At 59.2% G+C, this 26,167-nt stretch carries 26 protein-coding genes and 2 pseudogenes; 23 read left to right on the forward strand and 5 right to left on the reverse strand.

Annotated features, from left to right (window positions below):
- The first annotated feature begins 254 nt into the window (after positions 1 to 254).
- Both ACA047_RS21825 and ACA047_RS21830 read left to right on the forward strand, forming a co-directional pair.
- Positions 255 to 1,604, forward strand: coding sequence for an NCS2 family permease (locus ACA047_RS21825; protein ID WP_497352857.1), 1,350 nt, complete (start codon positions 255 to 257; stop codon positions 1,602 to 1,604).
- Positions 1,605 to 1,666: 62 nt separating this feature from the next.
- Entirely contained in the window at positions 1,667 to 2,293 is a 627-nt protein-coding gene (locus tag ACA047_RS21830; RefSeq protein ID WP_497352859.1) for a LysE family translocator, read from the forward strand.
- A gap of 221 nt (positions 2,294 to 2,514) precedes the next feature.
- On the opposite strand, the gene uraH is transcribed toward ACA047_RS21830, so the two are convergent.
- Positions 2,515 to 2,868, reverse strand: a complete 354-nt coding sequence (gene uraH, locus ACA047_RS21835) for a hydroxyisourate hydrolase (protein WP_497352861.1) — start codon at positions 2,866 to 2,868, stop codon at positions 2,515 to 2,517.
- Between the two features lie 413 nt (positions 2,869 to 3,281).
- Between uraH and puuE the strand changes: the two genes are divergently transcribed.
- The 6 genes from puuE to ACA047_RS21865 all read left to right on the forward strand — a co-directional run bounded on the left by puuE (position 3,282) and on the right by ACA047_RS21865 (position 8,873).
- Positions 3,282 to 4,208: an allantoinase PuuE gene (gene puuE, locus ACA047_RS21840; protein WP_497352863.1), complete on the forward strand. Its 927-nt coding sequence runs from the start codon at positions 3,282 to 3,284 to the stop codon at positions 4,206 to 4,208.
- Positions 4,205 to 4,720 (forward strand): 2-oxo-4-hydroxy-4-carboxy-5-ureidoimidazoline decarboxylase, encoded by a 516-nt coding sequence (gene uraD, locus ACA047_RS21845; protein ID WP_497352865.1) that lies wholly within the window; start codon positions 4,205 to 4,207, stop codon positions 4,718 to 4,720. Before puuE ends, uraD begins: the two co-directional genes overlap by 4 nt.
- Before the next feature lie 68 nt (positions 4,721 to 4,788).
- On the forward strand, positions 4,789 to 5,784 hold the full coding sequence (alc, locus tag ACA047_RS21850) for an allantoicase (protein WP_497352867.1): 996 nt from the start codon (positions 4,789 to 4,791) through the stop codon (positions 5,782 to 5,784).
- Between the two features lie 76 nt (positions 5,785 to 5,860).
- Positions 5,861 to 6,364, forward strand: coding sequence for an ureidoglycolate lyase (locus tag ACA047_RS21855; RefSeq protein WP_497352869.1), 504 nt, complete (start codon positions 5,861 to 5,863; stop codon positions 6,362 to 6,364).
- A gap of 52 nt (positions 6,365 to 6,416) precedes the next feature.
- Positions 6,417 to 7,718: a urate hydroxylase PuuD gene (locus ACA047_RS21860; protein WP_497352871.1), complete on the forward strand. Its 1,302-nt coding sequence runs from the start codon at positions 6,417 to 6,419 to the stop codon at positions 7,716 to 7,718.
- Between the two features lie 369 nt (positions 7,719 to 8,087).
- The gene (locus tag ACA047_RS21865; RefSeq protein WP_497352873.1) at positions 8,088 to 8,873 is read left to right on the forward strand and encodes an outer membrane protein OmpK; all 786 of its coding nucleotides are present in this window, start codon (positions 8,088 to 8,090) and stop codon (positions 8,871 to 8,873) included.
- 157 nt (positions 8,874 to 9,030) lie between these two features.
- On the opposite strand, the gene ACA047_RS21870 is transcribed toward ACA047_RS21865, so the two are convergent.
- Together ACA047_RS21870 and ACA047_RS21875 are read right to left on the reverse strand one after the other, a co-directional pair.
- A complete protein-coding gene (locus ACA047_RS21870) occupies positions 9,031 to 10,218 on the reverse strand; it encodes a patatin-like phospholipase family protein (RefSeq protein WP_497352875.1) in 1,188 nt (395 codons plus the stop codon).
- Positions 10,219 to 10,267: 49 nt separating this feature from the next.
- Positions 10,268 to 11,200 (reverse strand): lipid A biosynthesis lauroyl acyltransferase, encoded by a 933-nt coding sequence (locus ACA047_RS21875; RefSeq protein WP_497352877.1) that lies wholly within the window; start codon positions 11,198 to 11,200, stop codon positions 10,268 to 10,270.
- Positions 11,201 to 11,318: 118 nt separating this feature from the next.
- Here ACA047_RS21875 and minC point away from each other — a divergent pair, with 118 nt between their 5' ends.
- From minC to ACA047_RS21910, 7 genes are all read left to right on the forward strand, one after another.
- Complete coding sequence (gene minC / locus ACA047_RS21880; protein WP_497352879.1) at positions 11,319 to 12,056, forward strand: septum site-determining protein MinC; 738 nt, start codon at positions 11,319 to 11,321, stop codon at positions 12,054 to 12,056.
- Positions 12,057 to 12,257: 201 nt separating this feature from the next.
- Positions 12,258 to 13,070, forward strand: coding sequence for a septum site-determining protein MinD (minD, locus tag ACA047_RS21885; protein WP_042728954.1), 813 nt, complete (start codon positions 12,258 to 12,260; stop codon positions 13,068 to 13,070).
- On the forward strand, positions 13,070 to 13,324 hold the full coding sequence (gene minE / locus ACA047_RS21890) for a cell division topological specificity factor MinE (RefSeq protein WP_003179111.1): 255 nt from the start codon (positions 13,070 to 13,072) through the stop codon (positions 13,322 to 13,324). The genes minD and minE overlap by 1 nt, the downstream gene beginning before the upstream one ends.
- Before the next feature lie 104 nt (positions 13,325 to 13,428).
- Positions 13,429 to 14,064, forward strand: coding sequence for an RluA family pseudouridine synthase (locus ACA047_RS21895; RefSeq protein WP_497352882.1), 636 nt, complete (start codon positions 13,429 to 13,431; stop codon positions 14,062 to 14,064).
- Positions 14,065 to 14,113: 49 nt separating this feature from the next.
- Positions 14,114 to 15,217: a hypothetical protein gene (locus tag ACA047_RS21900; RefSeq protein ID WP_497352884.1), complete on the forward strand. Its 1,104-nt coding sequence runs from the start codon at positions 14,114 to 14,116 to the stop codon at positions 15,215 to 15,217.
- A 100-nt stretch (positions 15,218 to 15,317) separates the two neighbouring features.
- Positions 15,318 to 16,607, forward strand: a complete 1,290-nt coding sequence (locus tag ACA047_RS21905) for a M18 family aminopeptidase (RefSeq protein WP_497352886.1) — start codon at positions 15,318 to 15,320, stop codon at positions 16,605 to 16,607.
- Positions 16,608 to 16,781: 174 nt separating this feature from the next.
- Positions 16,782 to 16,964, forward strand: coding sequence for a hypothetical protein (locus tag ACA047_RS21910; protein ID WP_497352888.1), 183 nt, complete (start codon positions 16,782 to 16,784; stop codon positions 16,962 to 16,964).
- Positions 16,965 to 16,971: 7 nt separating this feature from the next.
- Here the strand turns inward: ACA047_RS21910 and ACA047_RS21915 are convergent, their stop codons facing one another.
- The gene (locus ACA047_RS21915) at positions 16,972 to 17,703 is read right to left on the reverse strand and encodes a UTRA domain-containing protein (protein ID WP_497352890.1); all 732 of its coding nucleotides are present in this window, start codon (positions 17,701 to 17,703) and stop codon (positions 16,972 to 16,974) included.
- A 350-nt stretch (positions 17,704 to 18,053) separates the two neighbouring features.
- On the opposite strand from ACA047_RS21915, the gene ACA047_RS21920 reads away from it, so the two are divergent.
- The 6 genes from ACA047_RS21920 (at position 18,054) to ACA047_RS21945 (ending at position 23,444) form a co-directional block, all read left to right on the forward strand.
- On the forward strand, positions 18,054 to 19,121 hold the full coding sequence (locus ACA047_RS21920) for an ABC transporter substrate-binding protein (RefSeq protein ID WP_497352892.1): 1,068 nt from the start codon (positions 18,054 to 18,056) through the stop codon (positions 19,119 to 19,121).
- Between the two features lie 213 nt (positions 19,122 to 19,334).
- Entirely contained in the window at positions 19,335 to 20,141 is an 807-nt protein-coding gene (locus ACA047_RS21925; protein ID WP_497352894.1) for an alkaline phosphatase family protein, read from the forward strand.
- 5 nt (positions 20,142 to 20,146) lie between these two features.
- The gene (locus ACA047_RS21930; protein WP_497360480.1) at positions 20,147 to 20,983 is read left to right on the forward strand and encodes an ABC transporter permease; all 837 of its coding nucleotides are present in this window, start codon (positions 20,147 to 20,149) and stop codon (positions 20,981 to 20,983) included.
- On the forward strand, positions 20,970 to 21,770 hold the full coding sequence (locus ACA047_RS21935; protein WP_497352896.1) for an ABC transporter permease: 801 nt from the start codon (positions 20,970 to 20,972) through the stop codon (positions 21,768 to 21,770). The genes ACA047_RS21930 and ACA047_RS21935 overlap by 14 nt, the downstream gene beginning before the upstream one ends.
- Entirely contained in the window at positions 21,767 to 22,756 is a 990-nt protein-coding gene (locus ACA047_RS21940; protein WP_497352898.1) for an ABC transporter ATP-binding protein, read from the forward strand. Before ACA047_RS21935 ends, ACA047_RS21940 begins: the two co-directional genes overlap by 4 nt.
- A 34-nt stretch (positions 22,757 to 22,790) precedes the next feature.
- Positions 22,791 to 23,444: an HAD family hydrolase gene (locus ACA047_RS21945; RefSeq protein ID WP_497352900.1), complete on the forward strand. Its 654-nt coding sequence runs from the start codon at positions 22,791 to 22,793 to the stop codon at positions 23,442 to 23,444.
- 385 nt (positions 23,445 to 23,829) lie between these two features.
- Here the strand turns inward: ACA047_RS21945 and ACA047_RS21950 are convergent.
- Positions 23,830 to 24,267 (reverse strand): annotated as a pseudogene (locus tag ACA047_RS21950) (zinc-binding dehydrogenase); the annotation flags it as partial.
- Between ACA047_RS21950 and ACA047_RS21955 the strand changes: the two are divergent.
- Positions 24,267 to 24,395: pseudogene (locus tag ACA047_RS21955) on the forward strand (HAD family hydrolase); the annotation flags it as partial. The pseudogenes ACA047_RS21950 and ACA047_RS21955 overlap by 1 nt on opposite strands.
- A 151-nt stretch (positions 24,396 to 24,546) precedes the next feature.
- Positions 24,547 to 26,157: a hypothetical protein gene (locus tag ACA047_RS21960; RefSeq protein ID WP_497352902.1), complete on the forward strand. Its 1,611-nt coding sequence runs from the start codon at positions 24,547 to 24,549 to the stop codon at positions 26,155 to 26,157.
- Positions 26,158 to 26,167: the final 10 nt, after the last annotated feature.

Below are 26,167 nucleotides of genomic sequence, written 5' to 3' on the forward strand. Positions count from 1 at the left end.
AATCCACTGTGGGAGCGAGCCTGCTCGCGATAGCGTCCTCATAGGCGATATATCCCTATCGCCAGACATTTCGTCGACAACACGTAAAACATTATTTGCTTTATTTGTATACAAAAGCATAATTCGCCACGTGCGAGTTCCTGACCAATAGGTCAACAAACTTCGCCAGCCTTACCTGCCTCAAAGCTTCGCAACCACCCTCAGGGGGCGTGCGGTGCTGGAAATAACAATAAAACTCTTGAGGAGTACTCGCTGTGGAAAGCCGCAAACCCGAAGCCCAGACGCTGGACCTCTCGCCGCCGTTACGCAGAGGCTGGCTGGAGCGCATCTTCAAACTCAGCTTGCATGGCACCACGGTGAAGACCGAGCTGATCGCCGGTCTGACGACCTTCATCACCATGGCCTACATCATTTTCGTCAACCCCAACATCATGGCCGACGCCGGCATCGATCACGGCGCCGCATTCGTCGCCACCTGCATCGCCGCCGCCCTGGGTTGCCTGTTGATGGGCCTGTACGCCAACTGGCCGGTGGGCCTGGCACCGGGCATGGGCCTGAACGCATTTTTCACCTACACCGTGGTGGGCACCATGGGTTACAACTGGGAAACCGCGTTGGGCGCGGTGTTTGTTTCCGGCGTTTTGTTCATGTTCCTGACCCTGTCGCGGGTCCGTGAGTGGCTGCTCAACAGCATTCCGGTGAGCCTGCGGTTCGCCATGGGCGCAGGGGTCGGGTTGTTTCTCGGACTGATCGGCCTGAAGACCGCCGGGATCATCGTGGACAGCCCCGCGACGCTGATCAGGCTCGGCTCCTTGCGTGAACCGGGCCCGCTGTTGGCCGCCGTGTGCTTTCTGATGATCGCCGTGCTCAGTTATCACCGCGTGTTCGGCGCGATCCTGATCAGTATCATCGCCGTGACCCTGGCCGGCTGGGGCCTGGGATTGGTGCAATATAACGGCGTCATGTCGACACCACCGAGCCTGGCACCGACCTGGATGGCGATGGACGTGGCCGGCGTATTCAACGTCAGCATGATCAGCGTGGTGCTGGCCTTCCTGTTCGTGCACATGTTCGACACCGCTGGCACCCTGATGGGCGTCGCCCAGCGCGCTGGCCTGGTGAAGCCCGATGGCAAGATCGAGAACCTGTCCCGCGCCTTGAAGGCCGACAGCGCCTCCAGCGTATTCGGCGCCATGGTCGGTGTGCCGCCGGTGACCAGCTACGTGGAAAGCGCCGCCGGTGTGGCCGCGGGTGGCCGGACGGGGCTTACCGCCGTGACCGTCGGTGTGCTATTTATTGCCGCGATGTTCTTCGCACCGCTGGCCGGGATGATCCCTGCCTATGCCACGGCCGGTGCCTTGATCTACGTCGCCATGCTGATGATGGGCGGCATGGCCCACATCGAATGGGACGAGGCGACCGAGAGCATTCCGGCCATTGTCACGGCCATCATGATGCCCCTGACCTTTTCGGTGGCCGATGGCATTGCACTGGGTTTCATCACGTATGTGGTGCTCAAGGCCGGCACCGGTAAACGCAAGGAAATCTCCGTCAGCCTGTGGGTGCTCTGCGCGATCTTCATCGCCAAGTTCATCTTCTTGTAAGCGATACCGTATCCACCCGCCTCACCCATTGGGTGAGGCTTTTGTACATCAGGAGCAAAGCAATGAATCTGGAAACCTGGCTGTTGTTCAGTGGCGCCGCCTTGGTGGTGATCCTCATCCCCGGCCCACTGTCGTTGTTGATGATCGGCAACAGCCTGAACTACGGCCTGCGCCGCTCGTATCCAGCGTTCCTGGGCGGGGTGATCGCCTCGATCTGCCTGTTGAGCGCTTCAGCGTTGGGGCTCGGTGCATTGCTGATGGCGTCCGAACAGCTGTTCAGCGCCTTGAAGATCGTCGGTGCGCTCTACCTGTTTTACCTGGCCTGGCAGAGCTGGCAGCAATCGCGCCAGCCCTCCCAAGGGGCCGAAGTGCCCCAGGCCGCCGCCATTCCCCGCTTTCGCGCCCTGTTCGGCCGGGCGTTCGTACTGGGTGCAAGCAACCCGAAAGACATTCTGTTCTTTGCCGCTTTCCTGCCGCAGTTTTTGAGCGCCGGGCAACCGTTCCTGCCACAACTGCTGATCATGATCGCCACCTGGACCGTGCTCGACCTGCTGTGCAAGCTGGCCTACGGCCTCGGCGCCCACGGTGCCGCGCGGTATTTGCGTACGGGCAAGGGCCAGAGCTGGTTCAACCGGATCAGTGCCGGGCTGTTCGGTGGGGCGGGGGCGGCTTCGTTGTTGAGCCGCTGAGTATCAAAAGCATCGCGAACAGGCTCGCTCCCACAGGGGATCTTCGTCGAGTACACATTTTGTGTTCACCAAGGACAACTGTGGGAGCGAGCCTGCTCGCGATGAGGCCCTCCCAGGCGCCACATATCCATGGACGAAAAAAAGCCCGCAGTGTGAGCGGGCGAAAAACCAAAGAAACGCTAGGCGCAGTCGCTTCCAGGGCGAGGCATCTGCGTGGGGGATCAGCTGCCTCGATACGTGGAATAGGCGTAGGGCGAAATCAACAAAGGCACATGGTAATGATCCTGCTCGGCCGAAATGCCGAAGCGCAGCACCACCACATCCAGGAACGCCGGGTCGGGCAGTTGGACACCGCGGGCGCGGTAGTAATCGCCGGCATGAAATTGCAATTGATAGACACCCGAACGGTAGTCATCCCCTTGCAGCAGCGGTGCATCGCAACGGCCATCGCTGTTGGTCAGTGCGCTGGCGACCAAGTGCAGGTGCGAACCTTCGACGCGGTAGAGCTCGACCTTGATCGAGCTGCCCGGGCAGCCATGTGCGGCATCCAAAACGTGAGTAGTCAAACGTCCCATTGATTGTGCGTGCCTCGCTGCAGAACAGTCCGGCCCGACGCCTCCTGAATCAGTTGAAAGACAGGCCGCACCGTTTCGGAGCACGAAACGCCGCAGCGATGAGCGAATTAAGACATTTTAAAAGAAAATTGTACACAATAAAAAACACATATTTCCCCTATACCCCCTCTGACAATGGTTGCGACTCAATCTGAAGCCAAACCAATGGATACGCTCGCTTGCCATCAAATAATTGACCAAGTGGGCAGGTTTCTTGCAGTGTAGACGAACCGGGGATAGTGGTGAAAAATGCAAAAAATCAGGCTTACAAATCGAGCATAAAGTTGTATACAATCACTCCATCGTCGTGACGCCAGCCTGTCACTCATCGCCAGGGCGCCACCTACATGGTTCGAACAAGAAGGAAGACTGCAGTGAGCGCTGACTACCCACGCGACCTGATCGGTTACAGCACTAACCCACCGCATCCCCACTGGCCGGGCAATGCCCGCATCGCCCTGTCCTTCGTGCTCAATTACGAGGAAGGCGGTGAGCGCAACATTCTGCATGGCGACAAGGAATCCGAAGCGTTCCTCTCGGAGATGGTCTCGGCGCAACCGCTGCAGGGCGAGCGCAACATGAGCATGGAATCGTTGTACGAGTATGGCAGCCGCGCCGGTGTCTGGCGGATTCTCAAGCTGTTCAAGGCATTCGACATTCCGCTCACCATCTTTGCCGTGGCCATGGCCGCCCAACGCCATCCGGACGTGATCCGCGCCATGGTCGCCGCCGGTCACGAAATCTGCAGCCACGGCTATCGCTGGATCGACTATCAATACATGGATGAAGCCCAGGAACGCGAGCACATGCTCGAAGCGATCCGCATCCTGACCGAAATCAGCGGTGAACGCCCACTGGGCTGGTACACCGGCCGCACCGGCCCCAACACCCGCCGGCTGGTGATGGAAGAAGGCGGCTTTCTCTATGACAGCGACACCTACGACGACGACCTGCCCTACTGGGAACCGAACAATCCTACCGGCAAGCCGCATCTGGTGATTCCGTACACCCTGGACACCAACGACATGCGCTTCACCCAGGTGCAGGGTTTCAACAAGGGCGACGATTTCTTCCAATACCTCAAGGATGCCTTCGATGTGCTATACGCCGAAGGTGCCGAAGCGCCGAAGATGCTTTCCATTGGCCTGCACTGCCGCCTGATCGGTCGCCCTGCCCGCCTTGCCTCCCTCAAGCGCTTCCTCGAATACGCCAAGAGTCATGAACAGGTCTGGTTCAGCCGTCGCGTCGACATCGCCCGCCACTGGCAACAGACCCATCCGTACCCGGGGGCTTCGAAATGACTGCGTTCCAGACCCTCAAGCCTTCCACCTTGAGCCGCGAAGCCTTCGTCAAAGCCTTCGCCGATATCTACGAACATTCGCCATGGGTGGCCGAAAAGGCGTTCGACCTGGGCCAGGACCCGTCGATCGACCAGATCGAAACCCTGCACCAGCGCATGAGCGACATCCTGCTCCGTGCCGATCAAACCCGCCAACTGGCCCTGATCAACGCTCACCCGGACCTGGCAGGCAAAGCTGCCGTCCAGGGCCAACTGACCGAAGCCAGCACGAACGAACAGGCCGGCGCCGGTATTCACCAATGCTCGATCGACGAGTTTGCGCGCTTCACCGAGCTGAACGATGCCTACAAGGCCAAGTTCAAGTTTCCCTTCATCATGGCGGTAAAAGGCAGCAACCGGCATCAGATCCTTGCAGCGTTCGAAACGCGCATCCACCACTCGGCGGATACCGAATTCAAATGCGCGCTGGCAGAGATCAACAAAATCGCGTTGTTCCGACTACTGACCCTTTAGCGCGCAGCCCTGCTGACCCAGGGCCTTGCAAACATCCCCAGCCAACTTATTTAAGGCAGACAAGAAGAATGAAAGCTTACGCCGTACCTTTCGAGAAGTTCGTCAACCTGGCCGACGCCCGCCTGGGCACCAAGATCATCTCGGTCACCGATGACTGGTTCGCCGACGCCAACCGCCTGTTCCAACCGACCCCGGCCGTATGGAAGGAGGGCGTGTTCGATGACAACGGCAAGTGGATGGACGGCTGGGAGTCGCGGCGCAAGCGCTTCGAAGGCTACGACAGCGCGGTGATCCGCCTGGGCGTGGCGGGGTCGATCAAAGGCGTGGACATCGACACCTCATTCTTCACCGGCAACTACCCACCGTCGGCTTCCCTGGAAGCCTGCTTCCTGGCCTCGGGCGAGCCGGACGAAAACACCCAGTGGACTGAAGTGCTGTCGGCCGTCGAGCTGCAAGGCAACAGCCACCACTACCATGAAATCAGCAACGACCAGGCTTTCAGCCATCTGCGTTTCAACATCTACCCCGATGGCGGCGTGGCACGGCTGCGGGTCTATGGCATTCCATACCGCGACTGGTCGGCCGTGGGCGACAACGAACAGATCGACCTGGCAGCCGCCCTCAACGGTGGCCGCGCCCTGGCTTGCTCCGACGAACACTTCGGCCGCATGAGCAACATCCTCAACCCGGGTCGTGGCGTCAACATGGGCGACGGCTGGGAAACCGCCCGTCGTCGCACCCCAGGCAATGACTGGGTAATCGTCGCCCTGGGCCATGCCGGCGAGGTCGAGAAAGTCATCGTCGACACCCTGCACTTCAAGGGCAACTACCCGGATAGCTGTTCGATCCAGGGCGCGTTCGTCAAGGGCGGCACCGACAGCCAGATCGAAACCCAGTCGCTGTTCTGGCGTGAGCTACTGCCCAGCCAGAAACTGGAAATGCACGCCGAACACACCTTCGCCGAGCAGATCAAGGCCCTGGGGCCGATCACCCACATCCGCCTGAACGTCTTCCCGGATGGTGGCGTGAGTCGCCTGCGGGTTTTGGGCAAGGTTTCAAAATAAGCGGTGAGGCCAATCGCGAGCCTGCTCGCGATAGCAATAGAACAAACAACACAGAATCCAAGGTAAGAAGACCCGCATGCGCACACTCAAGATTGAACCGCTGACCAAAGAAGCCTTCGCCCCGTTCGGTGACGTGATCGAAACCGACGGCAGCGATCACTTCATGATCAACAACGGTTCGACCATGCGCTTCCATCGTCTGGCCACGGTTGAAACCGCCACACCGGACGACAAGGCGATCATCAGCATTTTCCGCGCCGACGCGCTGGACATGCCGTTGACCGTTCGCATGCTGGAGCGCCATCCGCTGGGCAGCCAGGCTTTCATTCCGCTGCTCGGCAACCCCTTTCTGATCGTGGTCGCGCCACTTGGCGATGCACCTGTATCAGGCTTGGTCCGCGCCTTCGTCACCAACGGCAGGCAGGGCATTAATTACCATCGCGGCGTCTGGCACCACCCGGTGCTGACGATCGAAAAGCGGGATGACTTCCTGGTGGTTGATCGCAGTGGCATAGGCAATAACTGCGATGAGCATTTTTTCAAAGAGGATGAGCTGCTGATCCTCGCCCCCCACCAATAAGAGGAGAGTCCGATCACGCGAAAACAAGCGTGACGGGCGAGAGGTAAAGACTGTGCAAGCACATATGCTGGAATGGCTGAACCTGAGCGTACGCTGGGTTCATATGATCACTGGCGTGGCCTGGATCGGCGCGTCGTTCTACTTCGTCTGGCTGGAAAACAACCTCAATCGCGTCAACCCCAAAAACGGTCTGGCCGGTGACCTGTGGGCCATCCACGGTGGCGGTATCTATCACCTGGAAAAATACAAACTCGCGCCGCCGTCCATGCCGGACAACCTGCACTGGTTCAAATGGGAAGCCTACTTCACCTGGATGTCAGGCATCGCGCTGATGTGCGTGGTGTTCTATTGGAACCCAACCGTTTACCTGCTGGCTCCCGGCAGCAGCCTGAGCGGGCTCGAGGGCGTCGCCCTGGGCATCGGCTCGTTGTTTGTCGGCTGGTTCGTTTATTCCTTTCTCTGCGACTCGGCCCTGGGCAAGCGACCTGCCCTGCTCGGCGTGATCCTGTTCGTGCTGTTGATCGCCGCGGCTTACGGGTTCAGCAAGGTGTTCAGCGGGCGAGGTGCCTACCTGCATGTCGGTGCGATCATCGGTACGATCATGGTCGGCAACGTGTTCCGCATCATCATGCCGGCACAGCGAGCGCTGGTGGCGGCCATCGCCGAGAACCGCACGCCTGATCCGGCGCTACCGGCCAAAGGTTTGCTGCGCTCGCGCCACAACAACTACTTCACCCTGCCAGTGCTGTTCATCATGATCAGCAACCATTTCCCAAGCACTTATGGCAGCCCGTACAACTGGCTGATCCTGGCCGGGATCGCCGTGGCGGCGGTGTTGGTGCGTCACTACTTCAACACTCGCCACAACAGCAACAAGTTTGCCTGGACGTTGCCGGTCGGCGCCCTGGCCATGATCAGCCTGGCTTATGTCACGGGGCCAAAACCCATATCCACTGCACCGGATGTGGCCAAGGCTCGCGCAGCCATCGAGTACCAACCGCTGCCGGAAACCGCCGTGGGTGGTGGCGCCAAACCTGAAACAGCGCCAGCAGCGCCCGCCGCAGAACCCGCTCAGGCTTCCAACGCTCAGGGCCCGTCGTTCGAAAGGGTTCACAGCGTGATCCAGGAGCGCTGCTCTGTCTGCCACTCGGCCAAGCCCACCAGCCCGCTGTTCAGTGCGGCGCCGGGCGGGGTGATGTTCGATACGCCGCAACAGATCCAGCAGCAGGCCGCGCGCATCCAGGCTCAGGCCGTGACCAGCCAGATCATGCCGCTGGGCAACATCACGCAGATGACCCAGCAGGAACGCGACCTGATCGGTGCGTGGATCACCCAGGGCGCGCGAACCAACTGAGTCAGGCCGCCGTCACGCCCCAAACTCGCCACGGATGCGCCGTTGCGGGGCACTTGGGGCCAACGGCACAAGCCCATGCCCTGCACGGCCGCTCGAAATCGGCCGACACACACAAACCAGCCGATCCTGACCGGTCCGCCAACTTCTCCCAGGGTTGGCGGATAGGATAGCCCCCCCAAGCACTCTTTTTTTGAAGTGGCCGAACGAACCTTTTCCGATTTTTTCGGCCTTGGCTCAGCTTTTGCTATCAGCACTTGCCACAAATAAAAAGCTGACCGAACGGATGTTTTTTATCCGTAGAAAAAGGCGCCACACCAGAGCGCTGATCTCAAAAAAATGCAGCACCACTTACCTTTGGGAGCAAACCGAATGAAGCATACGTGCACCAGCGTGATACTCGCAGGATCCTTGCTGGCCGCAAGCCAGGCGATGGCTGACGATCTGTTCCAATGGCAGAACAACAGCCTGACCTACCTGTACGGCAAGGATTTCCAGGTCAACCCGCGCATCCAGCAGACCGTGACCTTCGAACACGCCGACGCCTGGAAATACGGGGACAACTTTTTCTTCCTCGATCGGATCTTCTACAACGGCAAAGACGACAGCAGCTCCGGGCCAAACACCTACTACGGTGAATTCAGCCCCCGCCTGTCGTTCGGCAAGATCTTCGACCAGAAACTGGAACTGGGCCCGATCAAGGATGTGCTGCTGGCCATGACCTATGAGTTCGGCGAAGGTGACAACGAGTCCTACCTGATCGGCCCGGGCTTCGACCTGGCGATCCCCGGCTTCGATTACTTCCAGCTGAACTTCTATAACCGCCAGACCGAAGGCCCGCGCGCCGGCGACAATATCTGGCAAATCACTCCGGTCTGGGCCTACACCCTCCCGGTGGGTTCATCCGACATCCTGATCGACGGTTACATCGACTGGGTGGTGGACAACGACACCAACGCCAAGGGCACCTACCACGCCAACCTGCACATCAATCCGCAGATCAAATATGACCTGGGCAAGGCCTTGAAGCTGGGCGCCAAGCAGCTGTATGTGGGTGTGGAATACGACTACTGGAAGAACAAGTACGGGATCGAAGACAGCGAAGGGTTCAAGACCAACCAGAGCAACACCAGCTTCTTGCTGAAGTACCACTTCTGATCCCGGAATGTATCCGCAGCAAATCCACTGTGGGAGCCTGCTCGCGATAGCAGTGGGTCTGTTTGCATGGATGCTGGATGTGCCAGCGTCATCGCGAGCAGGCTCGCTCCCACATTGGTTTCGTGCTCACCACAGAGCCCTGTAGGATCGGGCGTGCTCAGTTTGCATCAATACTCGATGTGCCGCCGTCACCCGCCAACCCCAGGAACCGGATCAGCTCATCGCGCTGCGCCAACGCATCCTGGCGTCCCAGTTCAATCAGCTCGCTGCAATACCCCGACTCGAACAGCAGATAACTCAGCACACTGGCGCCGCTGGTCTTGGTCGCGCCCGGCCCGCGCAGAAACACTCGCAACGCAGCCGGCAGCTCCTGGCGATGGCGGGCCGCAACTTCGTCGATCGGCTGGCTCGGCGAAATCACCAGTACCTCCACCGGCGCGGCGCCCAAGGCATGGGCTGGTACGTCATCGGGCAGCATGTGACTGAACCCGTTCAGACGCTGCAACAACTCAATGTCGCTTTCCAGGCTGTCAATGAACGTGCTGTTGAGCATGTGGCCGCCGATCTGCGCCAAGGTTGGTTGCAGACCGGTGTAAACGCGATCCAACGGATCTTGCGCAGCAAAGGTACGCGGGTTGCCGCTGACGCCGATGACCAGCACGCGATTGGCGCCCAGGTGCAAGGCCGGGCTGATGGGCGCCGACTGGCGTACCGCGCCATCGCCAAAGTATTGCGGGCCAATCTTGACCGGCGCGAACAACAAGGGAATCGCCGAGCTGGCCAGCAGGTGCTCCACCGACAGCAGCGCAGGTACGCCGATACGCCGGTGCCGCAGCCAAGCTGCGATTGTGCCGCGCCCCTGATAGAAGGTCACTGCCTGGCCTGACTCATAGCCGAACGCAGTCACCGCCACCGCCCGCAGTTGGTGCTCAGCGATCGCCTGCTCGATACCCGAGGCATGGAATTGCGCCTCAAGCAGCTCTCGCAACGGCGAACTGTCGATCAGCGCCACCGGTAACTTGGCCCCCAGGCCCAGCAGGCTGTGGCTGATGAAGCGCGTCGCCTGGCCCATCACTCCGCGCCAGTCGCTGCGCATGACCTGGTGGCTGCGCACCGTTTGCCAGAACGCCGTCAGACGTTCGATGGCCGTCTTGAAGTCCATCGCCCCGCTCGCCAGGCTGACCGCGTTGATCGCTCCGGCCGAGGTGCCGACAATCACCGGAAACGGGTTCTTCGCCCCGTCGGGCAGCAATTCGGCAATCGCTGCCAATACCCCCACTTGATACGCCGCCCGAGCCCCACCGCCGGAAAGAATCAAACCTGTAACCGGTTCAGCTGGGATCATCGCAATGCTCCGTGCTCAAGGTAATGCTCAAAAAAGGCAGACTACAGAGTCAACCGCGCTTGTCGTACAGCTTAGGCTCTCCCGGCGGACGACTCTTGAAGCGCCGGTGGGCCCAGAGGTATTGCTCGGGGCAATCGGCCACCGACTGCTCTACCCACCGATTGATGCGGATGCAATCGGCTTCCTCGGTCTCGCCCGGAAAATCGTCCAGTGGCGCCTGGATCACTAGACGATAGCCGCTGCCATCGGCCAGGCGCTCCTGAATAAATGGCACGACCATCGCTTTACCCAGGCGAGCAAACTTGCTGGTGGCGGTGACCGTCGCGGCCTGGATGCCGAACAGTGGCACAAAAACACTTTGCTTGGCGCCGTAATCCTGATCCGGCGCATACCAGATCGCCCGGCCGGCCCGCAGCAGCTTGAGCATGCCACGCACATCGTCACGCTCCACCGCCAGGGAATCGAGGTTGTGCCGCTCGCGGCCCCGGCGCTGGATGTAGTCGAACAGCGGGTTCTTGTGCTCGCGGTACATGCCGTCGATGGTGTGCTGCTGGCCAAGCAATGCCGCGCCGATTTCCAGCGTGGTGAAATGCAGCGCCATCAGGATCACGCCCTTACCGTCGCGCTGGGCCTGCTTGAGATGCTCCAGCCCTTGGACATGGGCCAGCTTCGCCAAACGTGAACGAGACCACCACCAACTCATGGCCATTTCGAAAAAGGCGATGCCGGTGGAAGCAAAGTTTTCCTTGAGCAAACGCTTGCGCTCGGCAGCGGACTTTTCAGGAAAACACAGTTCCAGGTTGCGACGGGCGATGCGCCGTCGGTCGCCGGCCACCCGGTACATCAGCGCACCCAATGCACGACCCACCCGCAGCAGCAGCGGATAAGGCAACTGAACGATCAGCCACAACAGCCCCAGGCCGCACCACAGCAGCCAGAAACGCGGATGAAAAAAAGCAGCTCGAAAACGCGGGCGATCCATTACAGCTTCCACAAAGACATGGGCCGCGCATTCTACATTGTTCGACCCGGCTTGCGGCTCGCGGACGATCTCGTTATAAGTCTCGGCACTTTTAGTGACAAGCCGTTGTACGCCGACCATGAGCCAAACCGAACCGCTAGACCAAGATCCCGTGTTCCAGCTGAAGGGCAGCATGCTCGCCATTACGGTGCTGGAGCTGGCCCGCAACGACCTGGAGAGCCTTGACCGGCAGTTGGCGGCAAAAGTCGCCCAGGCCCCAAACTTCTTCAGCAATGCCCCGCTGGTGCTGGCGCTGGACAAGCTGCCGGCCGGCGAAGGCGCGGTGGATCTGCCGGGCCTGATGCGTGTTTGCCGCCAGCACGGTCTGCGCACCCTGGCGATCCGTGCCAGCCGCATCGAAGACATCGCCGCCGCCATCGCCGTGGACATTCCCGTGCTGCCGCCGTCCGGCGCCCGCGAGCGTCTGTTGGAACTGAACCCGGCCGAAGCGAAGAAAACCCCGGAAAAACCGCCAGAGCCCACCATCAAGCCCACCCGGATCATCACCTCGCCAGTGCGTGGTGGGCAGCAGATTTATGCCCAGGGTGGCGATTTGGTCGTAGTGTCCTCGGTCAGCCCGGGGGCGGAACTTCTGGCCGATGGCAACATCCATGTATACGGTCCGATGCGTGGCCGTGCGCTGGCCGGCGTCAAGGGTGACACCAAGGCCAGGATCTTCTGTCAGCAGTTGAGCGCTGAATTGGTCTCCATCGCCGGGCAGTACAAGGTTTCCGAGGATTTGCGCCGCGACCCGCTATGGGGGGCCAGCGTTCAGGTCAGCCTGTCGGGCGACGTGTTGAACATCATTCGGCTTTAACGGATACTGCCGCATTTTCCAAGCATCTCTAAAACGTAGCGAAAACGGCTGAAACGACGTAGGAAAAAGGATCAGGCAGTGTTTACCGGAGGTAGACCCCGCCCAGCATCCGATTCCAGCCAAGCCTGTCCAATTGCAGCAGTTTTCAAGAGATGTTTTTCAGGGGCTGACAAAGTCCTTTTTCCTTAGGGGTGAAACACCTTGGCCAAGATTCTCGTGGTTACATCCGGCAAGGGTGGTGTGGGTAAGACCACCACCAGCGCCGCTATCGGTACCGGCCTCGCTCTGCGCGGCCACAAAACAGTCATCGTCGACTTCGACGTCGGCTTGCGTAACCTGGACCTGATCATGGGTTGCGAGCGTCGCGTGGTCTATGACTTCGTCAACGTGGTCAACGGCGAAGCAAACCTGCAACAGGCCCTGATCAAGGACAAGCGCCTTGAAAACCTCTACGTGCTGGCCGCCAGTCAGACCCGCGACAAAGACGCGCTGACCCAGGAAGGCGTGGAAAAGGTACTGATGCAGCTCAAGGAAGATTTTGAGTTCGTGGTGTGCGACTCCCCGGCCGGTATCGAAAAAGGTGCTCACCTGGCCATGTACTTCGCTGACGAAGCGATTGTCGTGACCAACCCGGAAGTGTCGTCGGTGCGTGACTCCGACCGCATGCTGGGCCTGCTGGCGAGCAAATCCCGTCGTGCCGAGAACGGCGAAGAGCCGATCAAGGAACACCTGCTGCTGACTCGCTATAACCCACAACGGGTCAGCGACGGTGAAATGCTGGGCGTCGAAGACGTCAAGGAAATCCTCGCGGTTACCCTGCTGGGTGTGATTCCAGAATCCCAAGCGGTACTCAAGGCCTCTAACTCCGGCGTGCCGGTGATTCTCGATGACCAAAGCGACGCCGGCCAGGCATACAGCGATGCGGTCGATCGTCTGCTGGGCAAAACCGTAGAGCATCGTTTCCTCGATGTAACGAAGAAAGGTTTCTTCGAGCGCCTGTTTGGAGGTAGGTAATGAACCTTTTTGACTTCTTTCGTGCCAACAAAAAGCCAAGTACCGCCTCGGTCGCGAAAGAGCGTCTACAGATCATCGTGGCGCACGAACGCGGCCAACGCAGTACCCCTGACTACCTGCCAGCCTTGCAGAAGGAACTGGTGGAAGTGATCCGCAAGTACGTCAACATCGGTAGCGATGACGTGCATGTCGCACTGGAAAGCCAGGGCAGTTGCTCGATTCTGGAACTCAATATCACCCTGCCGGATCGCTGACAGATCCTGCGGCAGCCACGGCGGCTCTGGCTCTTTTCCCACCTCTCACAGGGGCAGGAAAAAGAGCCAGAACCGCCGTTGGCGTTTGTTACGAGACTGTTTCAATGCCCCTCTCCAACATCCGCATCATCCATCAGGACGCCGCCGTTCTGGTGGTCGACAAGCCGACCCTGCTGCTGTCCGTGCCTGGCCGGGCCGACGACAACAAAGACTGCCTGATTACCCGCCTGCAGGAAAACGGCTATCCGGAAGCACGAATCGTGCACCGATTGGACTGGGAGACCTCAGGCATCATTTTGCTGGCCCGTGACGCGGACACCCATCGTGAATTGTCCCGGCAGTTTCATGACCGAGAAACCGAAAAAGCCTACACGGCGTTGTGCTGGGGCCAACCGGAACTGGACAGCGGCAGTATCGACTTGCCCTTGCGCTACGACCCGCCGACCAAACCTCGCCACGTGGTGGACCATGAACACGGCAAACACGCCCTGACCTTCTGGCGCGTGCTGGAACGTTGCGCCGACTGGTGCCGGGTCGAACTGACGCCGATCACCGGCCGCTCGCACCAGTTGCGCGTGCACATGCTGTCCATCGGTCACCCGCTGCTGGGCGACGGGCTTTACGCCCACCCGCAGGCCCTCGCCGCCTGGCCACGCCTGTGCCTGCACGCCAGCATGCTCAGCTTCACCCACCCGCAAAGTGGCGAGCGTCTGCGCTTCGAGTGCCCGGCGCCGTTCTGATCCGTCCATCGCCGCCCGACAAATGACTTCACCGGAGAACAGCTCGGCAATGCAGGTTATTGATTCCCACGAAGCCCCCGTAAAAAAAGTCCGCCATCAATTGCTGTACCTGATTTATGGCGACAAGACTGTCTACAGGCAGGAAGCCAAGTTCAGCATTTTGACCGCCCTCGCCCACGGCAAATCTTCTACCCTGCCGAGCATCAGGGTCCTGACCGATCGACCCGAGGATTACCTCGGCTGGCCGGTCGAGACCATCACGTTGAGCCCGCAACTGCTGGCGCAATGGAAGGGCGACAATGGTTACATTCACCGACGCAAGGCCTGCGCCATCGCGGCGGGTCTGAAACTGGCCGAAAAAACCCTGTTCGTAGACACCGACACGCTGTTCCTCGACGACCCTGAGCTGTTGTTCAAGCAAATCCAGCCCGGGCAGTACCTGATGGACAGCTTCGAATACAACTGGGATTACGTGTGTGAGCGCGAGGACTACCTCAAGTTGGGCGCTTGCCTGCGCACCCACGGCGTGACCCGTGATAACAGTTTCAAGCTCTACAACAGCGGGCTATGCGGCGTGACTGACAGCGATACGTCGTTGCTGGCCCAGGCCATCGAGCTGATTGATGAGTGGACCGAGGGTGGCTTTGACATTCATACCATCGAGCAGATCGCGCTTTCTTTCATGATGCGAAACAAGCATGTGGGCGAAGCCAATCAATACGTTTATCACTACTTCGCCGAGAAACACTTCTTCCACGCCATGCAAGCGCATTTCTTCGCGCAGCACACAGAAGTGTTCAGCGCACAACTGGTGGAGCGGTGTCACGAGGTGCCGCGTGCCAAACCCTTCCCGACCGCCTGGCACCGCCTGAAAATCAAATGGAGACTGCGCAACCAGCGCGGCACCCTGCGCAAGATCGGTCGCGATCTGCTGTACGGCAGCGCCGCGCCGGAGCATCCGTATTACAGCGTTTGCAGGCACCACTGGTGGGAATCGGCGTCGCGGGAGATTCTCCGCCTGGACCCGGAACGCCAGAAACAGCTGTTCGGTCAGTTGGAACGCTGGCCAGAGCACTTACCAGAACCGTCCAAGGCGCAAGACAAGTCCGTGATCCTGGCGTACCTGCGTGAGCGAATCAGCGCCTCGGGCTGATCAACGCCGAAGCAGACAGCCCAACCACCCTCGGGGATTGGGCCTGCAACGCCTGTCGCCAATGGGGTAAACTCCCGCCCATTGCTGTCTGGAGCTATTTATGCGCGCAGAGTTGAACCAGGGCCTGATCGACTTTCTCAGGGCCTCCCCCACCCCGTTCCATGCTACCGCCAGCCTTGCCCAGCGCCTGGAGGCGGCGGGTTATCAGCGTCTTGACGAACGCGAGACCTGGACCACCGAAGCCAACGGTTGCTATTACGTCACGCGCAACGACTCCTCGATCATCGCCTTCAAGCTGGGCCGCAACTCACCGCTGCACGACGGCATTCGCCTGGTTGGTGCCCACACGGACAGCCCCTGCCTGCGGGTCAAGCCCCAGCCGGAACTGCAACGCCACGGGTTCTGGCAACTCGGTGTGGAAGTCTACGGCGGCGCGTTGCTGGCGCCGTGGTTCGACCGCGATCTGTCCCTGGCCGGGCGCGTAACCTTCCGTCGTGATGGCAAGGTCGAAAGCCAGTTGATCGATTTCAAGGCGCCGATCGCCACGATTCCGAACCTGGCCATCCATCTCAATCGCGAAGCCAACCAGGGCTGGGCGATCAATCCACAAAATGAGCTGCCGCCGATCCTCGCCCAGTTTGCCGGTGACGAGCGGGTCGATTTCCGGGCCGTGCTCACCGATCAACTGGCCCGCGAACACGGCCTGAACGCCGACGTGGTGCTCGATTACGAGCTGAGCTTCTACGACACTCAAAGCGCCGCGGTCATTGGTTTGAACGGCGAGTTCATTGCCGGCGCGCGCCTGGACAACCTGCTGTCGTGCTACGCCGGCCTGCAAGCCTTGCTGACCACCGACACCGAAGAAACCTGCGTGCTGGTGTGCAACGATCACGAGGAAGTCGGCTCTTGCTCAGCCTGCGGCGCCGACGGGCCGATGCTTGAACAGACCCTGCGTCGTTTGCTGCCAAAAGGTGAAGAGTTCGTACGTACCATTCAGAAATCCCTGCTGGTTTCTGCGGACAACGCCCACGGCGTGCACCCCAACTACGCCGACAAACACGACGCCAACCACGGTCCTAAACTCAACGCCGGACCGGTAATCAAGGTCAATTCCAACCAACGCTACGCCACCAACAGCGAAACCGCCGGCTTCTTCCGTCATCTGTGCATGGCCGAAGAGGTGCCGGTGCAAAGCTTCGTGGTACGCAGCGACATGGGCTGCGGCTCGACCATCGGCCCGATCACCGCCAGTCATTTGGGTGTACGCACCGTGGACATCGGCCTGCCGACCTTCGCCATGCATTCGATTCGCGAACTGTGCGGCAGCCATGACCTGGCACACCTGGTGAAAGTACTGAGCGCGTTTTATGCCTGTCGCGAGTTGCCGTAACCGCAGCTGAACCTGATGGGGCTGGGACATGGCTTACCCTGTGGCGAGGGGATTTATCCCCTCGCCACAACAGTGTTTGCCTTGGGATTGGGATTGAGGGATATGACCCACATCATCACCTCCCGACAAAAACCCAACTAGACTGACCTTATCCTCCCCGATAAGGCTGTCGCCATGATTTCAACGCCTTCGCTCTTCGCCATGCTGGTGCCCATCGTCGCCGGCATGCTCCTGCTGGCCATCGGCTTTAACTTCCGTGACAAGAACGTCGGGGTCTTTGCCATGTGGATCGGCATGCTGTTGATCCTCATCACCGTGTTGTTCAAGATTCTGACCAAGCTCTACGAGTCAGCCTGACATCACCTCAGGCTGTCGGCGGTTGCTCTGGCACGTCTACCCCAACATGAATCGCATCGTGCCGCCAAAACTCCAGGTCGCAGTCGATCAGCCGTTGATGCTGGTCATAGTTGACCCGTGCAATCCGCAACCCGGGGCTGCCGACCGAGACCTTCAACGCCGCCGCTGCTTCCGGCTGTAAAGATGTGGGCACGATCTCGAATTTCACCCGACCGTAATGCAGGTCGTAATGGCTGGCGTACAGCTCGGTCATGGACTGGTTGAGGTCGAATTCGAGGATGTCCGCGAAGTACTGCGGGTTCAGGTAGTGCTCGACGTACAGCACCAGCCGCTCATCGATACGCCGCACCCGGCAGATCTGGATCACACTGGACAGCGCCGGCAACTGCAACCAGGCACACACTGCCGCTGAAGCCGGTTGCAAGCGGGCCGAGATCACCTGAGTAGAAGGCACCCGCCCCTGGGCCGCCACCATGGCGTGGAAATGGCTGCGCTGCATCAGGTTATAGGCCAGGCGCGGCGGCGAGACGAACCAGCCCCGGCGTTCCTCACGATAAATCTGCCCCTGGGCTTCGAGCTGCAACAGCGCTTCACGCACGGTAATGCGCGTGGTCCCAAACAATTCACTGAGCTTGCGCTCGGCCGGCAACTTACTGCCGGGCGCCAGCAACCCGTGGTCGAGCTGCTCTTGCAGGACTTGTCCGATGGCTGTCACCGTCTTGGTTGCATCGATACGCATCAACGTTACCTATCTGGACTAGACCAGCACTGTTTCGGGGCGAGATCGATGGCACATCGATCCGCTTCGCGTTCCAGCAAGCCTAGGCACTGCACATGACTGGCAGATGACAGAGCCGCCGAGCGGTTGATTTGCAAACCTGCAAATTAACGGCCAAGTCCTTTCAGATCAGCCATTTAACCATGGTCTACGCTTAATTCGCAGCCACTGCGCACGAGCCTGATGATTCCCGGCCCATCCCGCGCCGACATCAAAATGTCACAGGGCTCGCCTACATTGGCTCAGGTATTGCTGACCTAGACCAACACAACCGCAATCGCAGCGTTGAAAACGCCCATAAGGAGCTTCGGATGAAACAGCTTTTCCTGGCATCACTGTTAGGCTCGACCATTGCCATGTGCACTTGCGCCATGGCCGCTGATACCGATCTGAAAACGTTGGAAGCCGCTGCGAAAGCGGAAGGCGCCGTGAACAGCGTCGGCATGCCCGATGACTGGGCGAACTGGAAAGGCACTTGGGAAGACCTGGCCAAAGTCTACGGCTTGAAACACATCGACACCGACATGAGCTCGGCCCAGGAAATCGCCAAGTTCGCCGCCGAAAAAGACAACGCCAGCGCCGACATCGGTGACGTCGGCGCGGCTTTCGGCCCGATCGCGGTCAAGCAGGGCGTGGTTCAACCCTACAAGCCAAGCACCTGGGAACAAGTGCCCGCCTGGGCCAAGGACAAGGATGGCAACTGGGCTTTGGCCTACACCGGGACCATCGCGTTCATCGTCAACAAGAAGCTGTTGCACGGCTCCGAAGTGCCGACCAAATGGGCTGACCTGAAAACCGGCAAATACAAAGTCTCCATTGGTGACGTGAGCACCGCAGCCCAAGCCGCCAACGGTGTGCTGGCAGCGGCCCTGGCAAACGGTGGCGACGAGAAGAACGTTCAACCGGCCCTGTTGATGTTCGCCGAGATCGCCAAGCAAGGGCGTCTGTCCATGGCCAACCCAACCATCGCCACCATGGAAAAAGGTGAAATCGAAGTCGGCGTGGTCTGGGATTTCAACGGCCTGAGCTACAAGGCCAAGATGGCCAACCCGGATGATTACGTCGTGCTGATTCCATCCGACGGCTCGGTCATCTCTGGCTACACCACCATCATCAACAAATACGCCAAGCACCCGAACGCCGCCAAACTGGCTCGCGAGTACATCTTCAGCGACGCCGGCCAGATCAACCTGGCCAAGGGCAACGCCCGTCCGATCCGCGCCGAGCACCTGACACTGCCCGAAGAGGTCAAGGCCAAGCTGCTGCCGAACGAGCAGTACAAAGGCGTGACCCCGATCAAGGATGCAGACGCCTGGGAAAAAACCTCCAAGGCACTGCCGCAGAAATGGCAGGAAGACGTGATCATCAATATGCAGTGAGGCGGTAGCTCCCGCTCGGATATCCGATAAGGATCCAAATTGTGGGAGCAAGCACTGTGGGAGCAAAGCTTGCTCGCGATAAACGATGACAGGGTCTCGCAGTTGCACCGTGTCGCCAGCATCGCGAGCAAGCTTTGCTCCCACAGGCCTGCTCCCACATTGGACCTGTGGTGAATCCGAGCTTCCTGGTATCTGTCCGGAGTCCTGGCACCCATGAAGCATAACGTCATCCTGGTGATGCTCGACGGCCTCAACTATGAGGTCGCCCGGCATGCCATGGGACATTTGCAGGCTTACGTTGGCGCAGGACGCGCAGCCCTCTACAAACTGGAATGTGAATTGCCCGCCCTGTCCCGCCCGCTCTATGAATGCATCCTCACTGGCGTCTCGCCCATCGACAGCGGGATCGTGCACAACAACGTCACGCGCCTGTCGAACCAGCGCAGTATTTTCCATTACGCCACCCAAGCCGGCTTGAGCACGGCTGCGGCTGCGTATCACTGGGTCAGCGAGCTCTACAACGCTTCACCGTTTATCGCCGGCCGGGATCGTCATACCAACAACACCGAACTGCCGATTCAATACGGCCATTTCTACTGGAATGACCACTACCCCGACTCTCATCTGTTCGCCGACGCCGAACACCTGCGCCAGCGCTACATGCCAAACTTTTTGCTGGCACATCCGATGAACATCGACGATGCCGGCCACCAGCACGGCCTCGACACCGCGCAATACCGCAACAGCGCCCGCATGGCTGACATCAACCTGGCGGTGTATCTGCAAGCCTGGCTCGACGCCGGTTATCAAATGCTGGTGACCGCCGACCATGGCATGACTAACGACCGCTCCCACAACGGCTTGCTGCCCGAAGAACGGGAAGTGCCGTTGTTTGTGCTCGGTGACGGTTTCAGCCTCGATCCCGCTGCCGCGCCCAGACAGACCGAACTGTGCGGCACCATTTGCCAGTTGCTGGGCGTTGACCACGACAAACCGTATTGCCAGGAGTTGCTCAAGTGAACGCCATGACACGCGGCAAATGGCTGGCAGCGTTGTGCCTGGTGCCCTTCGCGATTTTCTTCATCGTGTTCCAGATCGCCCCGCTGCTCTGGGTGCTGGTCAACAGCCTGGACTCGGAAGAATTCGGCTGGGGCCTGGCCAACTTCAGCAAGATCTTCAGTTCCAAATTCTACCTGCAAGCCATCCAGTACAGCCTTGAGATCAGCTTCTGGTCCAGCGTCTTCGGGATCATCATCGCCGTGCTCGGCAGCTATTCCCTGCGCCGGGTCGATTCGCGACTGCGCAACTTCGTCAATGCCTTCGCCAACATGACCAGCAACTTCGCCGGCGTGCCCCTGGCCTTCGCCTTCATCATTTTGCTGGGGTTCAACGGCAGCATCACGATCATGCTCAAACAGGCGGGGATCATTGAGGATTTCAACCTGTACTCGAAAACCGGGCTGATCATTCTCTACACCTACTTCCAGATTCCCCTGGGCGTGCTGCTGCTCTATCCGGCCTTCGATGCCCTGCGCGAAGACTGGCGCGAATCCGCCGCACTGCTGGGCGCCAGCGGCTGGCAGTTCTGGCGGCACATCGGTTTGCCGGTGCTGACCCCGGCACTGCTGGGCACCTTCGTGATTCTGCTGGCCAACGCCCTTGGCGCCTATGCCACGGTCTATGCGTTGACCACCGGCAACTTCAACGTCTTGCCGATTCGCATCGCCGCCATGGTCTCCGGAGACATTTCCCTTGACCCGAACATGGCCAGTGCCCTGGCCATAGTGCTGGTGGCGTTGATGACCGTGGTGACCATCGTCCATCAGTTGCTGCTCAAGAGGAGCTACCATGTCTCGCGCTGAATCGGGCTCTGTCGGGCTCTATCATCGGGTGGTGGTGTACCTGCTGTTCGCGATCCTGCTGCTGCCCCTGGCTGGCACGCTGATCTACTCCATCGCCAGCAGTTGGTCGGCCACCGTGCTGCCCAGCGGCTTCACCTTCAAATGGTATGTGCAGTTATGGAGCGATCCACGCTTTCTCAACGCCTTCGCTCAATCGCTGCTGGTCTGCGTCGGGGCGCTGGTGCTCTCGGTGGTGTTGATCCTGCCACTGCTGTTCGTGGTGCATTACCACTTCCCGAAACTCGACGCGCTGATGAACATCCTCATCCTGCTGCCCTTCGCAGTGCCGCCGGTGGTGTCTTCGGTGGGGCTGTTGCAACTATACGGGTCCGGGCCGCTGGCGATGGTGGGCACGCCGTGGATCCTGATCGGCTGCTATTTCACCGTCGCCCTGCCGTTCATGTACCGGGCGATCACCAACAACCTGCAGGCCATCAACCTGCGCGACCTGATGGACGCCGCCCAACTGCTCGGCGCCAGCACTTTCCAGGCTGCGTTCCTGGTGGTGCTGCCGAACCTGCGCAAAGGCTTGATGGTGGCGCTGCTGCTGTCCTTCTCGTTTCTATTCGGCGAATTCGTGTTTGCCAACATCCTCGTCGGCACCCGCTATGAAACCCTGCAGGTGTACCTGAACAACATGCGTAATAGCAGCGGCCACTTCACCAGTGCGCTGGTGATTTCCTACTTCTTTTTCGTACTGGTCCTGACCTGGGTGGCCAACATTTTGAACAAGGACAAAAGCCAATGAGCTACGTCAGCGTCCAACACCTGCAAAAAAGCTATGCGGGCACGCCGGTGTTCAGCGACATCAATTGCGAGATTCGCAAGGGCGAATTCGTCACCCTCCTCGGCCCTTCCGGCTGCGGCAAGTCCACACTGCTGCGCTGCATTGCCGGCCTGACCGCGGTGGATGACGGCCAGATCATGCTGGACGGCCAAGACATCGTCCCGCTGAGCCCGCAAAAGCGTGGGATCGGCATGGTGTTTCAGAGTTACGCCTTGTTCCCCAACATGACCGTGGAGCAGAACGTCGCCTTCGGCCTGCGCATGCAAAAGGTCCAGGCCGAGGACAGCCGCCAGCGCGTACTGGAGATTTTGCGGTTGGTGGAGCTGCACGATTTTGCCGCTCGCTATCCCCATCAACTCTCCGGTGGACAATGCCAGCGCGTGGCCCTGGCCCGTTCCCTGGTGACCCGGCCGCGCCTGTTGCTGCTGGACGAGCCACTGTCGGCACTGGATGCACGAATTCGCAAGCACTTGCGCGAACAGATCCGTCAGATCCAGCGTGAACTGGGCCTGACGACGATCTTCGTCACACACGATCAGGAAGAAGCCCTGACCATGTCTGACCGGATTTTCCTGATGAACCAGGGAAAGATCGTACAGAGCGGCGATGCCGAGACCCTCTACACTGCGCCGGTCGACGTATTTGCGGCCGGTTTCATCGGCAATTACAACCTGCTGGACGCCGACAGCGCCACGCGGCTGCTGCAGCGACCGGTGAACGGTCGTATCGCGATTCGCCCGGAAGCCATTGAGCTGGGTCGCAGCGGTGAACCCGATGCGCTGATCCGCAGCCACAGCCTGCTGGGCAACGTGATCCGTTACCGGATCGAGGCTCGCGGCGTTGAACTGGTGGTCGATGTGCTCAATCGCTCGGCCGCCGACCTGCACCCCGATGGCGCACGCCTATCACTTTCCATCGATCCGTCGGCGTTGTGTGAGGTAGCCTGATGGCTTTGTTGATTTTGAAGAGAGAAGCGCACTGATGGCCCTGGCAATTTTTGATCTGGACGAAACCCTGATCCACGGCGATTGCGCCACCCTCTGGAGCGAGCAAATGGGGCGCCTGGGCTGGGTCGACCCCGAGTCGTTCATGCGTCGCAACAACGAGCTGATGGACGCCTACAGCCACGGCAAGCTGAGCATGGAAGAGTACATGGACTTCAGCCTGGAACCGATGATCGGCCGCACGCCGGAAGAAATCGAGCACCTGGTGACGCCGTGGGTGGAAGACTTCATCGAACCGATCATCTTCAGCGATGCCACCAAAACCATCGCCGAACACCGCAAGGCCGGTGACCGGATCCTGGTGATTTCCGCCTCGGGCACCCACCTGGTCAAGCCGATTGCCGAACGCCTGGGCATCGATGAGATTCTGGCGATCAACCTTGAGGTGTCCCATGGGGTGTACAGCGGCAAGACCGTAGGCACCCTGACCTACCGTGAAGGCAAAATCACGCGGCTGCTGGACTGGCTGGATGCCGAAGAAGAAAACCTGGAAGGCGCGAGTTTCTATTCCGACTCCCGCAACGATCTGCCGCTGTTGCTGCGGGTGGATTACCCCCACGCGGTGAACCCGGATCCGGTGTTGAAGGCCCATGCCGAATCGGCCGGGTGGCCGATTCATAGCTGGATGTGAACACTCCCTGGATTAACACGCAGACTCCTGTGGCGAGGGAGCTTGCTCCCGCTCGGCTGCGAAGCAGTCGTAAAACCGGCTGACGCGCTCTGCCTGGACAGCGGCGTCGTCCCGATTGGGGCGGCTGCGCCACCCAGCGGGAGCAAGCTCCCTCGCCCCAAAAGCTGCCTCCGGCTTCATCTCTCTTAATTGATCGACATAAGCCAGGCGCCCTCTTTTTTTGACCTGAATGAAGGCCCAGGCCGAATCGGCCGGGTGGCTGATTCATACTTGGAAATCAGGAAACCTCTGTGGGAGCGAGCTTGCTCGCGATAGCGGTGTGTCAGCTGAATCAATGCCTGCTGACCCAAGCAGGCTCCCACAGGTCCTTACGCGACTCCCTGGACTAGCTCAGGCTCTCATCAATCACCAACACCAGCTTCCCAGACACCTTGTTGGTCGCCAGTTCCGCAAATGCCGCTTCGGCGTCCTTGAGCGCGAATGTCCTGGCCAGTTGCGGGCTCAGGCGTTTGTCGGCAAACAACGGCCACACCTGATGCCCCATCTCACTGATCAGATCAGCCTTGAACTGATCGTCACGACTGCGCAAGGTCGAGCCCAGCAATTGGATACGCTTGCCCAGCATCTGCGCAAGATCGAGTTCGCTCGAGCGTCCGCCCATCAGACCGATCAGCACCCAACGCCCGTCAACTGACACAAGTTTCACGTTGAGTTGGGCGTAGCTGGCGCCCACCGGATCGAGGATCACATCGAAGGGGCCGAAGTCGTTCAGGCTGTTTATGTCATCGGTGCGCACGACCCCGCCCTGGGCACCCAGCGCCTCGGTTCAGCAAAATCGCGCGGCTGCTGGACTGGCTGGACGCTGAAGAAGAGATTCTTGAAGGCGCGAGTTTCTATTCCGATTCGCGCAATGACCTGCCGCTGTTGCTGCGGGTGGATTACCCCAACTTGAATACCGTCGGTGTTGTGGTCTGCAACTGGACACTGACAGCTTATCCGACAGATGGTATGCACCCTGCCTTTGACCTGTTAACTCTGACAGTAGACGCAATGGCGAACTCGCATGTTAATCACTCTACGTTCTGCTTCGATGGGAGCTCCCATGAATAAGCACCTCGAACAGTGGACTTTTATGAACACCGGCATAAAGGCATCGCTCACGGCCCTCGCACTCGCTGTAGTATTTGGCTGTGCAACTCAGCTGCCGTCGCCACCACCCGACATTCAGACTTCTAATGTTTATAAGCGTGCCGGTGAGGACACCACCCAAAACTTAACTGAGCGTGCCGGTGAGGAAACCGCCCGAAGCTTAACTGAGCGTTATAACAACCGAGCCGAAAATTGCGGCTCCGCGAGTCTGGCAGCCTTTCTATGCTCGGGCATCGTCTTCAGAGCAACCAAATCGGGTAGATACCACGCCTGGGATCCAAGCCCAGCCTCGCAAGTAAGCGGCGGTGTTTCCTTCTCCTATCTACGTGCCGATTCAAAATATCGAAAATTAGCCTACGCCTACAATAATGGATTTATTTTCTACCCGTCCCTTCGACGCCCCGAGGGGAAAGTGAACGTGCATGTGCTCTGTACATTTCCTCTTGATGCCAACACCGACGCTCGCCCGACGAAACAAGGCTGCGATTACAACACCGATGCCCCCGACCCCATTGCCAGTCGAGAATGTCAAGACCAAGGCATCACGACCGCGGCGCAGTGGTATGCCCATTACATAAGCGTCCCCGCAGAGCCCCGTCGACGCCACCAATGTGGCTTTGATGTCAGAGCAGGATTGGGCGCAGGAGCGGTCAGTGCGTTCAATGCCAGTTTGCAAGCCATGGCATTGAATGCCGAAGAATCATTCACTGTACAGAATGAACTGAGACTGGCGACATGGCCTGAAGGCATCGGAAATACACTTCCACTCGAGGCCTTTTTCTATTTTGGCAGCGGTTTGGCGACTGCACAGCATGACCAACAGGATTTTTATAACGAGACAGGTATTGCAGTTCCCATTATTTTACTCACACTGCCATCTGCTCAGACGGAAGACGCCACTTTTTTCTACCGGGCAGAAGATCAAGCTGTACTCCCCGTCACGCCGGCAAAACCCAAACCCACAATACCCAAAGCTTATAACGCGGAGGGTGACCACCTGAAAGTGGACGATTTTTATACCGACGCGGTTGTATATGTTGAAATACCTCAATATTCCAACATGCATGAAAACGATACCATCAGGGCGCGCTGGCATGGTCAGGTCAACTACAACAGTCCAGTTATCGAAGTGGGTGACCCTCCCGGAAAAAGACTGATCCCGATTCCTCGCTTGGAAGTCATCGACAATATCGGTCTCCCTGTCGAGGTCGGCTATTCCGTCAAGGAAAAAGGCGTCGGCGAGACGAAAGAGTCGGAAAGACTGACACTGCATATCGACCCGCAAGCGGTCCATCCATTACCGGCGCCCAGTTACTCGGCCTCCAAAGTGACCGTGAACTATGGCGGTCAAACTGGCTACTCCGTAAGGGTTCGTTGGGCAGGACTTACAAACCGAGACACGGCGACACAGGATGTGACCACTGGCCAGGCCAATGTATTTGATATTCCCAATGCCTGGATAACCGAAAACAGTGGGAAAACGGTGTTGATCAATTACTCGATTGTCCGCAAGAACAGCGGTGAGAAATGGATGTTCTCGCACGTACTCAGAGTTAAATTATAGGTTTAACCAT

The organism is Pseudomonas sp. LBUM1664 (assembly GCF_059695895.1).

Coding starts and splice junctions, on each gene's coding strand:
- ACA047_RS21830 (WP_497352859.1), top strand. CDS start 1,667: ATGAATCTGGAAACCTGGCTGTTGTTCAGTGGCGCCGCCTTGGTGGTG.
- uraH (WP_497352861.1), bottom strand. CDS start 2,868: ATGGGACGTTTGACTACTCACGTTTTGGATGCCGCACATGGCTGCCCG.
- uraD (WP_497352865.1), top strand. CDS start 4,205: ATGACTGCGTTCCAGACCCTCAAGCCTTCCACCTTGAGCCGCGAAGCC.
- alc (WP_497352867.1), top strand. CDS start 4,789: ATGAAAGCTTACGCCGTACCTTTCGAGAAGTTCGTCAACCTGGCCGAC.
- ACA047_RS21855 (WP_497352869.1), top strand. CDS start 5,861: ATGCGCACACTCAAGATTGAACCGCTGACCAAAGAAGCCTTCGCCCCG.
- ACA047_RS21865 (WP_497352873.1), top strand. CDS start 8,088: ATGAAGCATACGTGCACCAGCGTGATACTCGCAGGATCCTTGCTGGCC.
- ACA047_RS21870 (WP_497352875.1), bottom strand. CDS start 10,218: ATGATCCCAGCTGAACCGGTTACAGGTTTGATTCTTTCCGGCGGTGGG.
- ACA047_RS21875 (WP_497352877.1), bottom strand. CDS start 11,200: ATGGATCGCCCGCGTTTTCGAGCTGCTTTTTTTCATCCGCGTTTCTGG.
- minC (WP_497352879.1), top strand. CDS start 11,319: ATGAGCCAAACCGAACCGCTAGACCAAGATCCCGTGTTCCAGCTGAAG.
- minE (WP_003179111.1), top strand. CDS start 13,070: ATGAACCTTTTTGACTTCTTTCGTGCCAACAAAAAGCCAAGTACCGCC.
- ACA047_RS21895 (WP_497352882.1), top strand. CDS start 13,429: ATGCCCCTCTCCAACATCCGCATCATCCATCAGGACGCCGCCGTTCTG.
- ACA047_RS21900 (WP_497352884.1), top strand. CDS start 14,114: ATGCAGGTTATTGATTCCCACGAAGCCCCCGTAAAAAAAGTCCGCCAT.
- ACA047_RS21905 (WP_497352886.1), top strand. CDS start 15,318: ATGCGCGCAGAGTTGAACCAGGGCCTGATCGACTTTCTCAGGGCCTCC.
- ACA047_RS21910 (WP_497352888.1), top strand. CDS start 16,782: ATGATTTCAACGCCTTCGCTCTTCGCCATGCTGGTGCCCATCGTCGCC.
- ACA047_RS21915 (WP_497352890.1), bottom strand. CDS start 17,703: ATGCGTATCGATGCAACCAAGACGGTGACAGCCATCGGACAAGTCCTG.
- ACA047_RS21920 (WP_497352892.1), top strand. CDS start 18,054: ATGAAACAGCTTTTCCTGGCATCACTGTTAGGCTCGACCATTGCCATG.
- ACA047_RS21925 (WP_497352894.1), top strand. CDS start 19,335: ATGAAGCATAACGTCATCCTGGTGATGCTCGACGGCCTCAACTATGAG.
- ACA047_RS21930 (WP_497360480.1), top strand. CDS start 20,147: ATGACACGCGGCAAATGGCTGGCAGCGTTGTGCCTGGTGCCCTTCGCG.
- ACA047_RS21935 (WP_497352896.1), top strand. CDS start 20,970: ATGTCTCGCGCTGAATCGGGCTCTGTCGGGCTCTATCATCGGGTGGTG.
- ACA047_RS21940 (WP_497352898.1), top strand. CDS start 21,767: ATGAGCTACGTCAGCGTCCAACACCTGCAAAAAAGCTATGCGGGCACG.
- ACA047_RS21945 (WP_497352900.1), top strand. CDS start 22,791: ATGGCCCTGGCAATTTTTGATCTGGACGAAACCCTGATCCACGGCGAT.
- ACA047_RS21960 (WP_497352902.1), top strand. CDS start 24,547: ATGAATAAGCACCTCGAACAGTGGACTTTTATGAACACCGGCATAAAG.